The sequence below is a fragment of the Burkholderia oklahomensis C6786 genome (genome assembly GCF_000959365.1).
In the GTDB taxonomy this organism is placed as follows: Bacteria; Pseudomonadota; Gammaproteobacteria; order Burkholderiales; family Burkholderiaceae; genus Burkholderia; species Burkholderia oklahomensis.
This window is the reverse complement of sequence record NZ_CP009555.1, coordinates 2,823,011-2,835,834: the sequence shown is the minus strand read 5'-3', so window position 1 is coordinate 2,835,834 and position 12,824 is coordinate 2,823,011. Positions and strand designations below refer to the sequence as shown.

At 65.1% G+C, this 12,824-nt stretch carries 10 protein-coding genes and 1 pseudogene; 1 reads left to right on the top strand and 10 read right to left on the bottom strand.

The annotated features are described in order from the left end of the window. Positions 1-52: 52 nt before the first annotated feature. From BG90_RS12780 to gyrA, 10 genes and pseudogenes are all read right to left on the bottom strand, one after another. On the bottom strand, positions 53-346 hold the full coding sequence (locus BG90_RS12780) for a LapA family protein (protein ID WP_010105521.1): 294 nt from the start codon (positions 344-346) through the stop codon (positions 53-55). A gap of 224 nt (positions 347-570) precedes the next feature. Further along, positions 571-894, bottom strand: coding sequence for an integration host factor subunit beta (locus tag BG90_RS12775; protein WP_010105523.1), 324 nt, complete (start codon positions 892-894; stop codon positions 571-573). Between the two features lie 22 nt (positions 895-916). Further along, on the bottom strand, positions 917-2,647 hold the full coding sequence (rpsA, locus tag BG90_RS12770; RefSeq protein ID WP_309545063.1) for a 30S ribosomal protein S1: 1,731 nt from the start codon (positions 2,645-2,647) through the stop codon (positions 917-919). 124 nt (positions 2,648-2,771) lie between these two features. Beyond that, positions 2,772-3,458, bottom strand: a complete 687-nt coding sequence (gene cmK / locus BG90_RS12765) for a cytidylate kinase CmK (RefSeq protein WP_010105528.1) — start codon at positions 3,456-3,458, stop codon at positions 2,772-2,774. Positions 3,459-3,474: 16 nt separating this feature from the next. Next, the gene (gene aroA, locus BG90_RS37840; RefSeq protein WP_010116466.1) at positions 3,475-4,779 is read right to left on the bottom strand and encodes a 3-phosphoshikimate 1-carboxyvinyltransferase; all 1,305 of its coding nucleotides are present in this window, start codon (positions 4,777-4,779) and stop codon (positions 3,475-3,477) included. 153 nt (positions 4,780-4,932) lie between these two features. Next, positions 4,933-5,811 (bottom strand): annotated as a pseudogene (locus BG90_RS37835) (prephenate dehydrogenase/arogenate dehydrogenase family protein); the annotation flags it as partial. Positions 5,812-5,895: 84 nt separating this feature from the next. Continuing rightward, the gene (gene pheA / locus BG90_RS12755) at positions 5,896-6,978 is read right to left on the bottom strand and encodes a prephenate dehydratase (protein ID WP_010105531.1); all 1,083 of its coding nucleotides are present in this window, start codon (positions 6,976-6,978) and stop codon (positions 5,896-5,898) included. A gap of 32 nt (positions 6,979-7,010) precedes the next feature. Beyond that, positions 7,011-8,093, bottom strand: coding sequence for a 3-phosphoserine/phosphohydroxythreonine transaminase (serC, locus tag BG90_RS12750; protein ID WP_010105532.1), 1,083 nt, complete (start codon positions 8,091-8,093; stop codon positions 7,011-7,013). Between the two features lie 169 nt (positions 8,094-8,262). Further along, positions 8,263-8,859 carry a DUF2059 domain-containing protein gene (locus BG90_RS12745; protein WP_010105533.1) on the bottom strand — a complete coding sequence of 199 codons (597 nt, stop codon included), beginning with the start codon at positions 8,857-8,859 and terminating at the stop codon, positions 8,263-8,265. 100 nt (positions 8,860-8,959) lie between these two features. Beyond that, positions 8,960-11,560: a DNA gyrase subunit A gene (gyrA, locus tag BG90_RS12740; protein ID WP_025989942.1), complete on the bottom strand. Its 2,601-nt coding sequence runs from the start codon at positions 11,558-11,560 to the stop codon at positions 8,960-8,962. A gap of 521 nt (positions 11,561-12,081) precedes the next feature. On the opposite strand from gyrA, the gene ompA reads away from it, so the two are divergent. Next, complete coding sequence (gene ompA / locus BG90_RS12735; protein WP_010116472.1) at positions 12,082-12,756, top strand: outer membrane protein OmpA; 675 nt, start codon at positions 12,082-12,084, stop codon at positions 12,754-12,756. Positions 12,757-12,824: the final 68 nt, after the last annotated feature.

The window sequence follows — 12,824 nt, the reverse complement described above, 5'->3', positions numbered from 1 at the left end:
GCGACGTGTCGAAAAAAACCTTGGCCGCGCATCGTGCGCGGCGTCGGCATCGTTAAATGACGGGCGGCATCGGCGGCTGGTCGATGACGGCCGGGTTCTCGCGCGCCGCGCGCAAGTCGCGCTTCAGGCGGCCGTTCTCCATCCGCATCCGGAAGATCGCGGGCAGCGCCGACAACAGACCGGCGATCAGGCCGACGCCGAAGAACGCGAGACCGATCAGGATCAGCGGAGCCTGCCAGCTGTAGCCGGCAAGGAAATTCAGCGTGGCGCTTTGCGTATTGGCCAACGCAAGCACGAGCAGCAGCACGAACACCAGCACACGGATCAACCAGACGATGAACTTCATGACTCCCTCTCTTTGACTGAGATTGTTCGGCAGCGCGCGCGACTCCCCTTCGCAGCGCGTCAGGCGCCCCGTATTGTAAAGGATGCCTTTAGCGCTTCGCGAATCGGTTCTGCCGGTGCTTGACGCGCTTCGCGAAACCCGCGCGGCGCGCACCAAAGAAAAAGCGCCCGCGAGGGGCGCTTTCTTTCAGCCAAACTGGCTCGGCATCGGCTGCGGCTGCACCGTCACTGGCCATCTTCCGGTTCGTCGTTCTTCAACGGCTCGCCGGCGCGGCCGTCGACGCGCTCGCGCAATTCCTTGCCGGGCTTGAAGTGCGGTACGTATTTCTCGGGCACCTGCACTTTCTCCCCCGACTTCGGATTGCGCCCGACGCGCGCCGGGCGGCGGTTCAGGCCGAAGCTGCCGAAGCCGCGAATTTCGATGCGATGCCCTTTCGACAGCGCGTCGGACATCGCATCGAGCATCGTTTTCACCGCGAAATCCGCATCCTTCAACACGAGCTGCGGAAATCGCGATGCCAGCTGGGCGACCAACTCGGATTTGGTCATACTTCAGCAGACCTCGCGAGGCTTACTGGTTCTGGCCGTCGAGCTTCGCCTTCAGCAGCGCGCCGAGGTTGGTCGTGCCGGTCGCAGCGGAGCTCGAATCGGCTTGCAGGCCGCGCATCGCTTCCTGCTGCTCGGCCGAATCCTTCGCCTTGATCGACAGGTTGATGCCGCGCGACTTGCGATCGATGTTGATCACCATCGCGTTGACCTTGTCGCCTTCCTTCAGCACGTTGCGGGCGTCTTCGACGCGATCCTGCGAGATTTCCGACGCACGCAGGTAGCCTTCGACGTCCGGCGTCAGCGTGATGACCGCGCCCTTCGCATCGACCGACTTCACGACGCCGTCGACGATCGAGCCCTTGTCGTTCATCGCGACATAGTTGCTGAACGGATCGCCTTCGAGCTGCTTGATGCCGAGCGAGATGCGTTCCTTCTCGACGTCGATGCCGAGCACGATTGCCTCGACTTCGTCGCCCTTCTTGTACTTGCGAACCGCTTCTTCGCCCGCTTCGCTCCACGACAGGTCCGACAGGTGGACGAGGCCGTCGATGCCGCCCGGCAGACCGATGAACACGCCGAAGTCGGTGATCGACTTGATTGCGCCCGTGATCTTGTCGCCCTTCTTGAAGTTGCGGCTGAAGTCGTCCCACGGATTCGGCTTGCACTGCTTCATGCCGAGGCTGATACGACGACGGTCTTCGTCGATCTCGAGAACCATGACCTCGACTTCGTCGCCGAGCTGAACGACCTTCGACGGAGCGACGTTCTTGTTCGTCCAGTCCATTTCCGACACGTGCACCAGGCCTTCGATGCCCGATTCGACTTCGACGAACGCGCCGTAGTCGGTGATGTTCGTGACCTTGCCGAACAGGCGCGTGCCCGACGGGTAGCGGCGCGAGATGCCTTCCCACGGATCGTCGCCCAGTTGCTTGATGCCGAGCGACACGCGGTTCTTCTCTTGGTCGAACTTGAGGATCTTCGCGGTGACTTCCTGGCCGACCGACAGGACTTCGCTCGGGTGACGCACGCGGCGCCATGCGATGTCGGTGATGTGCAGCAGGCCGTCGATGCCGCCCAGATCCACGAACGCGCCGTAATCGGTGATGTTCTTGACCACGCCGTTGACGATCGCGCCTTCCTTCAGCGTCTCGAGCAGCTTCGCGCGCTCTTCGCCCTGAGTGGCTTCGATCACTGCGCGGCGCGACAGCACGACGTTGTTGCGCTTGCGGTCGAGCTTGATGACGCGGAATTCGAGCGTCTTGCCTTCGTACGGCGTCGTGTCCTTGACGGGACGCGTGTCGACGAGCGAACCCGGCAGGAACGCGCGGATGCCGTTGACCATCACGGTCATGCCGCCCTTCACCTTGCCGGTGATCGTGCCCGTGACGAGCTCATTGTTGTCGAGCGCCTTTTCCAGCGACAGCCACGAAGCGAGACGCTTCGCCTTGTCGCGCGACAGGATCGTGTCGCCATAGCCGTTTTCCAGCGCGTCGATCGCGACGGAAACGAAATCGCCCGCCTGAACCTCAACCTCGCCCTGATCGTTCAGGAATTCCTCGATCGGAATGTAGGCCTCGGACTTGAGGCCGGCATTGACGACCACGAAGTTGTGGTCGACACGCACGACTTCGGCGGAGATCACTTCGCCGGCGCGCATGTCTTGGCGGGTCAGCGACTCTTCGAACAGAGCCGCGAAGGATTCGGTATTCGGGTTGGAGGTTTGCAGGTCGGACATAAAAATCGGATTGTGCATGGTTTCGCTCTACCGCACGCGCCGGCCGTCACGGCTGGCGACGCGCCCGCGAATCCACACGGGGTTAGGGTTTAACACACGCTTCGCGCGACGCGCGAAGCACCTACTACGCGTTTGCCCCTGTTCAAGCGGGCTGGCCGAGTTCCCGGTACCACGCGAGGACCTGTTCGACCGATTGCTCGATCGTGAGGGCCGACGTGTCGAGGGGCTTGGCATCTGCTGCGGGCCTGAGCGGCGCGGCTGCACGATTGCTGTCGCGCGCGTCGCGTTCACGCAAATCCCGGAGCAAGTTATCAATGTTAGCAGAAAAACCTTTTTGCATCAATTGCTTATGCCGGCGCGCGGCGCGCGCCTCGACGCTCGCCGTCAGGAACACCTTCAGCACCGCATCCGGGAAGATCACGGTCCCCATGTCGCGGCCGTCCGCGACGAGCCCCGGCGTCTTGCGGAACGCGCGCTGCCGCGCGACGAGCGCCGCGCGCACGCTCGCATGGACGGCGATCGCCGACGCCCGGTTGCCGACCGCTTCCGCGCGGATCTCGTCGGACACGTCGACGCCGTCGAGCTGCGCGCAGCCCTCGCGGAACGTGATGTGGAGGCCGTCGACGAGCTTGGCGAGCGCGTCGGCGTCGTCGGCCTCGACCTGGTAGCGGATGCTCGCGAGCGCTGCGAGCCGGTACAGCGCGCCGCTGTCGAGCAGGTGAAAGCCGAGGTGCGCGGCGACGAGCGCCGCGACCGTGCCCTTGCCGGACGCGGTCGGGCCGTCGATCGTGATAACTGGGGTCGGGTGAAAAGGTCGAGTCGATTTCATCGGGTCAATACGGGCGTCAAGCCTTGGCGAGCGCCAGGAAACGGTCGAAATAGTCGGGGAACGTCTTGCCGACGCACTTCGGATCGTTGATGCGCACGGGCACGCCGCCCAGGCTCACGAGCGAGAAGCACATCGCCATCCGGTGGTCGTCGTAGGTGTCGATCGACGCGTTCGGCACGAGTTGCGCGGGCGGCGTCACGACGAGATAGTCGGCGCCCTCCTCGACTGTCGCGCCGACCTTGCGCAGCTCGGCCGCCATCGCGGCGATCCGGTCGGTCTCCTTCACGCGCCAGCTGCCGATGTTGCGCAGCGTGCTCGAGCCGTCGGCGAACAGCGCGGCGACCGCGATCGTCATCGCGGCGTCCGGAATCAGGTTGAAGTCCATGTCGATCGGCGCGAGCTTGCCGTGGTCGTGGCCGATGCCGCGCACCTCGATCCAGTCGTCGCCCATCGTCACGTTCGCGCCCATCTGCATCAGCGCGTTCGCGAAGCCCACGTCGCCCTGGATGCTCGCGCGGCCGACGCCCTCGACGCGCAGCGGCCCGCCGCCCAACGCGCCCGCCGCGAGGAAGTACGACGCCGAAGAAGCATCGCCCTCGACCATGATCGTGCCGGGCGACCGGTACCGCACGCCCGCCGGCACCGTGAAGCGCTGCCAGCCGTCGCGCTCGACCGTCACGCCGAAGCGCGCCATCAGCTTGATCGTGATCTCGATGTAAGGCTTCGAGATCAGTTCGCCGTCGACCTCGACGACGCTCGCGCCATCCTTCGCCTTCACGAGCGGCAGCGTCATCAGGAGCGCCGTCAGGAACTGGCTCGACACGTCGCCGCGCACGCGGATCGGCGCGTCGACCGAAATCGCCGCAGGCCGGATCCGAAGCGGCGGGAAGCCCTCGTTCCCTTCGTAGTCGATCTGCGCGCCGATCTGGCGCAGCCCGTCGACGAGATCGCCGATCGGACGCTCGTGCATCCGCGGCACGCCGTGGATCCGGTAGTCGCCGCCGTTGACCGCGAGCGCCGCCGTCAGCGGCCGCACCGCGGTGCCCGCGTTGCCGAGGAAGAGATCCGCCGATTTCGCGGTGAACGCGCCGCGCGTGCCGCCGACGACGCAGGCATCGCCGTCGCGCGACAGCTTCACGCCGAGCTTGGCCAACGCGTCGAGCATCACGCGCGTGTCGTCGGAATCGAGCAGGTTCGTGACGGTCGTCTCGCCTTCCGCGAGCGCCGCAAGCAGCAGCACGCGGTTCGAGATGCTCTTCGAGCCGGGCAGACGCACCGCGCCTTGCGCATGGGAGAACGGGCCGAGATCGAGATGTTCCATGTGAGATCCTGTTCCAGGGGTGTCTGAATGGACGGCGGGCGCGGCCTTCGCGCCGCGCTCGCGCCACGCCGAGCGCGCGGCGCGCGAGCGCGTGAACACGGCTTCGAGCGCGGCGCCGTCGCCCGCGTCGACCGCCGCGCGCAGCCGCGCGAGCACGCGGGTGTACGCGTCGAGCTCATCAAGAAGCGCCGCGCGGTTCGCGAGGCAGACGTCGCGCCACATTTCCGGGCTCGACGCGGCGATGCGCGTGAAGTCGCGGAACCCGCCCGCCGCATACGAGAATTTCAGCTCGGCATCGGATTCGCCGAGAATCTGCTCGACGAGCGCGAACGACAGCACGTGCGGCAGATGGCTCACCGCCGCGAACACGCGATCGTGCTGCTCGGCGCTCATCGCGCGCACGTCGGCGCGCGCCGCGCGCCACATCGATTCGATGCGGGCGACCGCATCGGGTGCGTTCTCCGGCAATGCGCACAGCACGACGTTGCGGCCGACGTACAGATCGGCCAGCGCCGCGTCGACGCCGCTCGATTCGCGTCCGGCGATCGGGTGGCCCGGCACGAACTGGCCGATCCGAGCGCCGAGCGCCGCGCGCGCGGCCGCGACGACGTCCGACTTCGTGCTGCCCGCGTCGGTGACGATCGTCGATGCGTCGAGAAACGGCGCGATCCGAGCAAGAAGCGGTCCCGTCTGCGCGACGGGCGCGGCGAGCAGCACGATGTCGGCGCCCGCGAGCGCGTCGCGCAACTGCGCGTCGTCGTCGAGCGCCGCCGCGCGATCGATCACGCGCAGCGCGAGCGCACGCTCGATCGACGCGCTCGAACGGCCGACGCCGACCACCTCTCGCGCGCCGCCTGCCGCGCTTTCGCGCAACGCGAGCGCGAGCGAGCCGCCGATCAGCCCGACGCCGAAAATCACCAGTTTGTTGAAAGAAAAGCCTGACACGACGAGAGCCAAGTAACGCGCGCCCGAGCCCGGGCCGGGCGCGCGAGGGTCAATATCGAACGGCCGCCTGCCCGAGGCGCCGCGCATCCGTTTGCGCGACGGGCCGTGCGTCGTCTACCTGCGGCAAGCCGCTCCAGCCGCGCCGGCATGCGCGGCGCAACGCGACACGCGTCACCGCGCGCGCGGATACGAACCGAGAATCTTCAGGAATGCCGCCTTCTTGCCGAGCTCCGCGAGCGCGGCCTTGACTGCGTCGTCGTCGCGATGCCCTTCGACGTCGATGTAGAAGTAGTACTCCCACGTGCCGACCCGGGCGGGACGCGACTCGAGGCGCGTCATCGATACGCCGTGCCGCGCGAGCGGCTCGAGCAGCTTGAACACCGCGCCCGGCTCGTTCTTCACCGACACGATGAGCGACGTCTGGTCATGCCCGCTCGGCCCCGCCGGCTCCTTGCCGATCACGGCGAAGCGCGTGCGGTTGTGCGGATCGTCCTGAATCAGCGCATATGCGATCTGCAGCCCGTAGTGCGTCGCCGCACGGTCGCCCGCGATCGCGGCGACCGTTGCGTCGTCGGCCGCGAGCCGCGCGGCCTCCGCGTTGCTCGCGACCGCCTGCCGCTCGAGATGCGGCGCGTTCGACGCGAGCCACTGCTGGCACTGCGCGAGCGCCTGCGCATGCGCGCATACGCGCTTCACGCCGTCGAGCTTGCCCGTCTGCGTGAGCAGGTTGTGATGGATCGGCAGCGACAGCTCGCCGCCGATCAGAAGCTGCGTATGCAGCAGCAGATCGAGCGTGCGCGACACCGCGCCTTCCGACGAGTTCTCGACCGGCACGACCCCGAACGCCGAGGCCCCCGCCTCGACCGAGCGGAACACCTCGTCGATCGACGGGCACGGCAGCCCTTCGATCGACTGGCCGAAGTAGTCGAACATCGCCTGTTCGCTGTAGGTGCCGACGGGCCCGAGGAACGCGACGTGAATCGTCTGCTCGAGCGAGCGGCTCGCCGCCATGATCTCGCGCCAGATCGCGCTGATATGCTCGCTCGCGAGCGGCCCGGCGCTCATGTCCTGCAGGCGCGCGATCACCTGCTGCTCGCGTTCCGGCCGGAACACGGGCGCATTGAAGTGCTTCTTGACCTCGCCGACCTCGAGCGCGACCGCCGCACGCTGGTTCAGAAGCGAGATCAGTTGCGCGTCGATCGCGTCGATGCGTTCGCGCAGAGGCTTCAGGCGGGTATTGAGTTCGTCGTCCATGAATTAACAAGCGTGCTGAAGAGCGGCGCGCATCACGCGCATTGCCGCTCGAAATCTCTCATGTACTCGACGAGCGCCTGCACGCCCGCGAGCGGCACCGCGTTATAGATCGACGCCCGCATGCCGCCGACGGACTTGTGGCCCTTGAGCTGCAGCAGCCCGCGCTCTTTTGCGCCGGCAAGGAAGTCTTCGTTGCGCGATTCGTCGGCGAGGAAGAACGGCACGTTCATCCGCGAACGCGCCGACTTCTCGACCTTGTTCAAATAGAAGCTGCTCGCGTCGATCGCGTCGTACAGCAGCTTCGATTTTTCGATGTTGCGCTGCTCGATCGCGGCCAGGCCGCCTTGCGCCTTCAGCCACTTGAACACGAGCCCGGCGACGTAGATCGCGTAGGTGGGCGGCGTGTTGTAGAGCGAGTTGTTGAGCGCGACCGTCTTCCATTCGAACGCCGACGGGCAGATCGACAGCGCGCGGTCGAGCAAGTCCTCGCGGACGATCACGAGCGTCACGCCCGCCATCCCGATGTTCTTTTGCGCGCCGCCGAAGATCGCGCCGTACTTCGCGATCTCGAGCGGACGCGACAGGATGTGCGACGACACGTCGGCGACGAGCGGCACGTTGCCGAGATCGGGGATGTCGAACGTCTCGACGCCGTCGATCGTCTCGTTCGTGCAGAGGTGCACGTACGCCGGATCGCCGGACATCTGCCATTCGGAGAACGCCGGCACGCGCGTGTAGCCCTGCTCGGTCTTGCCCGTCGCGGCGAGATGCGGCGTGCAGTATTTCTTCGCCTCGTTGAACGACTTCTGCGACCAGGAGCCCGTGACGACGAAATCGGCCGTCGTGCGCGAGCCGAGCAGGTTCATCGGCACGATCGCGTTCTCGGCGATCCCCCCGCCCTGCAGAAACAGGATCCGGTAGTTCGCGGGCACGTCGAGCAGCTCGCGCAGGTCGGCGAGCGCGGCCTCGTGGATCGACATGAATTCCTTGCCGCGATGGCTCATTTCCATCACGCTCATGCCGCTGCCGTTCCAGTCGAGCATTTCGGCGGCCGCCTGGCGCAGCACTTCCTCGGGCATCGCCGCGGGACCGGCGGAGAAATTAAAGACGCGCATCGTGAAAACCTCGGAAGGGACGCGGCCGCTTCGAACCGGCCCAAAGCCGTGCGGGAAAAGGAAATGGCCGCTTGCGCTCTCGCGCAAACGGCCATTATCGCACCGTCCCGACGAACCCGCCAAACCCGGGCGGCGAACGCCCCGGCCGACGGGCCCCGACGGGCGCGGCTTACTTGCCCGGCTTGACGCCCGCGACTTCCTTGTCGGCCTGGTCGCGCGTCGCCTTGATCGCCTGCGGCATGTACTTCTGCATCAGGCCGTTCACGACGTCGCGGCCGACCTGATCTTGCACCTGGATGAACTTGCGGCCCGTCGGGCTCTTGTAGAACGTCGTCAGATCCTTGATCTCCGACGTGCTGTAGTACTTCGCGTATGCGTCGTACTGAGCCTGCATCGCGTCGCTCGAGAACTGTTGCGTGCCGAACACCTTGCCCGCGTTGTCGACGAGCTTCGGCACCGCGTTCTTCTGCAGCGTCGGCACGGCGGCTTGCTTTTGCTTGTCGTTCAGCGTCTTGTTCTCCGACAGCGCGTCCGACAGGATCGCCGGCACGAGCTGCTTCGATTGCATTTCGGCGCTGTTCGCAATTGCCGACACGAGCTTCGGCGCGTCGATCGCGTCGAGCAGATCCTTGATGGCTGCCTTCTTGTCGGCGTCGATCGGAGCAGCGGCCGCCGGAGCCGAAGTCTGGTTCGACAGCGACTGAGCCATCGCGAACGCCGGAACCATCGCTGCCAGCAGGACCAGTTGCTTGAATCGTTTTTGCATCATCACTCCCTCATGGAAATATGCACAGTTTATACGCCGCACCCGTCATGCCGCATTTTTGCGTGCGCGCCGGGCGGCGGCTCGACGGTCACAACCTGGCTCAGGCGTCGCCGCCCTCCGACGCGTCGTCGTCGGGATCAGCGTCCGCCTCGGCGATCTGCTGCAGACCCGAAAGCTTGGTGCCTTCATCGAGACTGATGAGTGTAACACCTTGCGTCGCCCGTCCCATCTCGCGGATCTCCGACACGCGCGTGCGGATCAGCACGCCCGCCGTCGTGATCAGCATGATCTGATCCTCGGGGTCGACGAGCGTCGCGGCGACCACGCGGCCGTTGCGCTCGGACGTCTGGATCGCGATCATCCCCTTCGTGCCGCGGCCGTGGCGCGTGTACTCGGTGATCGGCGTGCGCTTGCCGAAACCGTTCTCGGTCGCGGTCAGCACCGACTGCTCCTCGCTGCCCGCGACGAGCATCGCGATCACCTGCTGCCCTTCGTCGAGCTGCATCCCGCGCACGCCGCGCGCCTCGCGGCCCATCGGACGCACGTCGTTCTCGTCGAAGCGGACCGCCTTGCCCGCGTCGGAGAACAGCATCACGTCATGTGCGCCGTCGGTGATCGCCGCGCCGATCAGGTAGTCGCCCTCGTCGAGGCCGACCGCAATGATGCCCTTCTTCATCGGCCGGCTGAACGCTTCGAGCGGCGTCTTCTTGACGGTGCCCAAGGCCGTCGTCATGAACACGTACTTGTCGGCCGAGAATTCCCGGACGGGCAGCACGACGTTGATCTTCTCGCCTTCCTGCAGCGGGAACATGTTGACGATCGGACGGCCGCGCGAGTTGCGCGAGCCCTGCGGCACCTCGTAGACCTTGACCCAGTACACGCGGCCGCGGTTCGAGAAGCACAGGATGTAGTCGTGCGTGTTCGCGATGAAGAGCGTCTCGATCCAGTCGTCTTCCTTCATCTGCGTCGCCTGCTTGCCGCGGCCGCCGCGCTTCTGCGCGCGGTACTCGGACAGCGGCTGCGATTTCACGTAGCCCGCGTGCGACATCGTGACCACCATGTCCTGCGGCGTGATCAGGTCTTCCGTGTTCAGTTCGGTCGCGTTCAGCTCGATCTTCGAGCGGCGCGCGTCGCCGAACTCGACCTTCACGGCGTTCAGCTCCTCGCCGATCATCACGGTGATCCGCTCGGGCCGCGCGAGGATGTCGAGCAGATCGGCGATCTGCGCCATCACGTCGCGATATTCGCCGATGATCTTGTCCTGCTCGAGGCCCGTCAGGCGCTGCAGACGCATCTGGAGGATTTCCTGCGCCTGCGTGTCGGACAGCCTGTAGAAGCCGTCGCCCTGCATGCCGAACGCCGGGCTCAGTCCTTCCGGGCGGTATGCTTCGCGCCCGCCCGCCGCCGCGTTCTCGGTCTCGGCGCGCGTCAGCATCTCGCGCACGAGCGACGAATCCCACGACTTCGCCATCAGCTCCTGCTTCGCGATCGGCGGCGTCGGCGCGGCCTTGATGATCGCGATGAAGTCGTCGATGTTCGCGAGCGCGACGGCCAGGCCTTCGAGCACGTGGCCGCGTTCGCGCGCCTTGCGCAGTTCGTAGACCGTGCGCCGCGTCAGCACTTCACGCCGATGCGACAGGAAGCACTGCAGGATCTCCTTCAGATTGAGGAGCTTCGGCTGGTTGTCGACGAGCGCGACCATGTTCATGCCGAACGTGTCCTGCAGCTGGGTCGCCTTGTACAGGTTGTTCAGCACGACCTCGGGCACCTCGCCGCGCTTGAGCTCGATCACGACGCGCATGCCGCTCTTGTCGGACTCGTCGCGGATGTCCGAGATGCCTTCGAGCTTCTTCTCGTTGACGAGCTCCGCGATCCGCTCGAGCAGCGAGCGCTTGTTGACCTGGTACGGCAGCTCGTCGACGATGATCGCCATCCGCTGACCGCGGTCGATCTCTTCGAAGTGCGTCGTCGCGCGCATCACGACACGGCCGCGGCCGGTGCGATAGCCGTCGCGCACGCCCGCGACGCCATAGATGATGCCGGCCGTCGGGAAATCGGGCGCGGGAATGATCTCGATCAGCTCGTCGACGCTCGCCTGCGGATTGTTCAGCAGATACAGGCACGCGTCGACGACCTCGTTCAGGTTGTGCGGCGGAATGTTGGTCGCCATGCCGACCGCGATCCCCGACGAACCATTGATGAGGAGGTTCGGAATCCGCGACGGCAGGATGAGCGGCTGCATTTCGCTGCCGTCGTAGTTCGGGCCGAAGTCGACGGTTTCCTTGTCGATGTCCGCGAGCAGCTCGTGGCCGATCTTGGCCATCCGGATTTCGGTGTAGCGCATCGCGGCGGCGTTGTCGCCGTCGACGGAGCCGAAGTTGCCCTGACCGTCGACGAGCATGTAGCGCAGCGAGAAGTCCTGGGCCATCCGGACGATCGTGTCGTAGACCGCCGTGTCGCCGTGCGGGTGATACTTACCGATCACGTCGCCGACGATACGCGCGGACTTCTTGTACGGCCGGTTCCAGTCGTTGTTCAGTTCGTGCATCGCGAACAGCACGCGCCGATGCACGGGCTTCAAGCCATCGCGGACATCCGGAAGGGCACGTCCGACGATCACGCTCATGGCGTAATCGAGATACGACTTGCGCATTTCCTCCTCGAGGGAGGTGGGCAGGGTCTCTTTGGCGAATTGATCCATGTATCCGTATCTTTTCGGAGCGAAGACGGGGCCGCCTTTCGCGTGGGCGCCGCTCGCGCGACGCAACGTGCGATTCTAACATGCGCCCCAACCCGCCCCAACGCGCCCCCCCTCTATATAAGAATGGCAAAACCCGCGCGACCGCCTCGCCGCCCGCCTCGTGTCACTCGAACAGTGCGTGCACAAAAAAACACAAAACAGTTAATGAAAGGTTCGCAGCCCGAAAAATCTGCGATTTCCCGCCAACGGACTTGACAATTTCCAAAACATGCGGCAAGCGGTGTTGCACTCGCGCCACAATCGATAGACCGATCTTAGGGTGGGGAGGATTTTTTTTCGTGGCAAGGGAACGATATGGCAAAATGCCAACGCACTGAAAGTTAGACGCTGCTCGAAGTCTACACAGAGCGGTGCCGCGTTTTTTGTGCCGCACCAATGTTATACTTCGAGCAATGTATGACTTGTCATCGTCAACAGGCTCGCAGTAAACCTGCGGTAATCTCAATTTCGAGAGGAGAAATATGAATAAACTTTCAAAGCTCGCGTTCATTGCAGCTACCGCAGTTATGGCTGCATCCGCTTCGGCACAGTCGGTGCCGGCGTCGCGACAAGCCGTGAATGACAACTGGGTGAATGGCACGGGCGAATGGGTGTGGATGAACGGCACGAACGAGCTCTGCTGGCGCGATGCGTTCTGGACGCCGGCCACCGCCAACGCGAAGTGCGACGGCGCACTGGTCGCCCAGGCACCGGCACCGGCCCCGGTCGCACCGGCTGCTCCGGTCATCACGAGCCAGAAGATTACGTACCAAGCCGATACGCTGTTCGACTTCGACAAGGCCATCCTGAAGCCGGCCGGCAAGCAGAAGCTTGACGAACTGGCTGCGAAGATCCAGGGCATGAACGTCGAAGTGGTCGTGGCCACGGGCTACACCGACCGCATCGGTTCGGACAAGTACAACGACCGTCTGTCGCTGCGCCGTGCGCAAGCCGTCAAGTCGTACCTGGTCAGCAAGGGCGTCCCGGCGAACAAGGTCTACACGGAAGGCAAGGGCAAGCGCAATCCGGTCACGGGCAACACCTGCAAGCAGAAGAACCGCAAGCAACTCATCGCCTGCCTCGCACCGGACCGCCGCGTGGAAGTCGAAGTGGTCGGTACGCAGGAAGTGCAGAAGACGACCGTTCCGGCGCAGTAAGCCGCGAATCGATCTCATCTGCTTCCAAAGCCCCGCCTCGGCGGGGCTTTTTCATTGACGCGCCCCGC

Bases quoted from the DNA above. Each gene is read 5' to 3' on its own strand.
- serC (WP_010105532.1), bottom strand. From the start codon at position 8,093: ATGCGCGTCTTTAATTTCTCCGCCGGTCCCGCGGCGATGCCCGAGGAA.
- cmK (WP_010105528.1), bottom strand. From the start codon at position 3,458: ATGAAATCGACTCGACCTTTTCACCCGACCCCAGTTATCACGATCGAC.
- gyrA (WP_025989942.1), bottom strand. From the start codon at position 11,560: ATGGATCAATTCGCCAAAGAGACCCTGCCCACCTCCCTCGAGGAGGAA.
- BG90_RS12745 (WP_010105533.1), bottom strand. From the start codon at position 8,859: ATGCAAAAACGATTCAAGCAACTGGTCCTGCTGGCAGCGATGGTTCCG.
- aroA (WP_010116466.1), bottom strand. From the start codon at position 4,779: ATGGAACATCTCGATCTCGGCCCGTTCTCCCATGCGCAAGGCGCGGTG.
- rpsA (WP_309545063.1), bottom strand. From the start codon at position 2,647: ATGCACAATCCGATTTTTATGTCCGACCTGCAAACCTCCAACCCGAAT.
- BG90_RS12780 (WP_010105521.1), bottom strand. From the start codon at position 346: ATGAAGTTCATCGTCTGGTTGATCCGTGTGCTGGTGTTCGTGCTGCTG.
- pheA (WP_010105531.1), bottom strand. From the start codon at position 6,978: ATGGACGACGAACTCAATACCCGCCTGAAGCCTCTGCGCGAACGCATC.
- ompA (WP_010116472.1), top strand. From the start codon at position 12,082: ATGAATAAACTTTCAAAGCTCGCGTTCATTGCAGCTACCGCAGTTATG.
- BG90_RS12775 (WP_010105523.1), bottom strand. From the start codon at position 894: ATGACCAAATCCGAGTTGGTCGCCCAGCTGGCATCGCGATTTCCGCAG.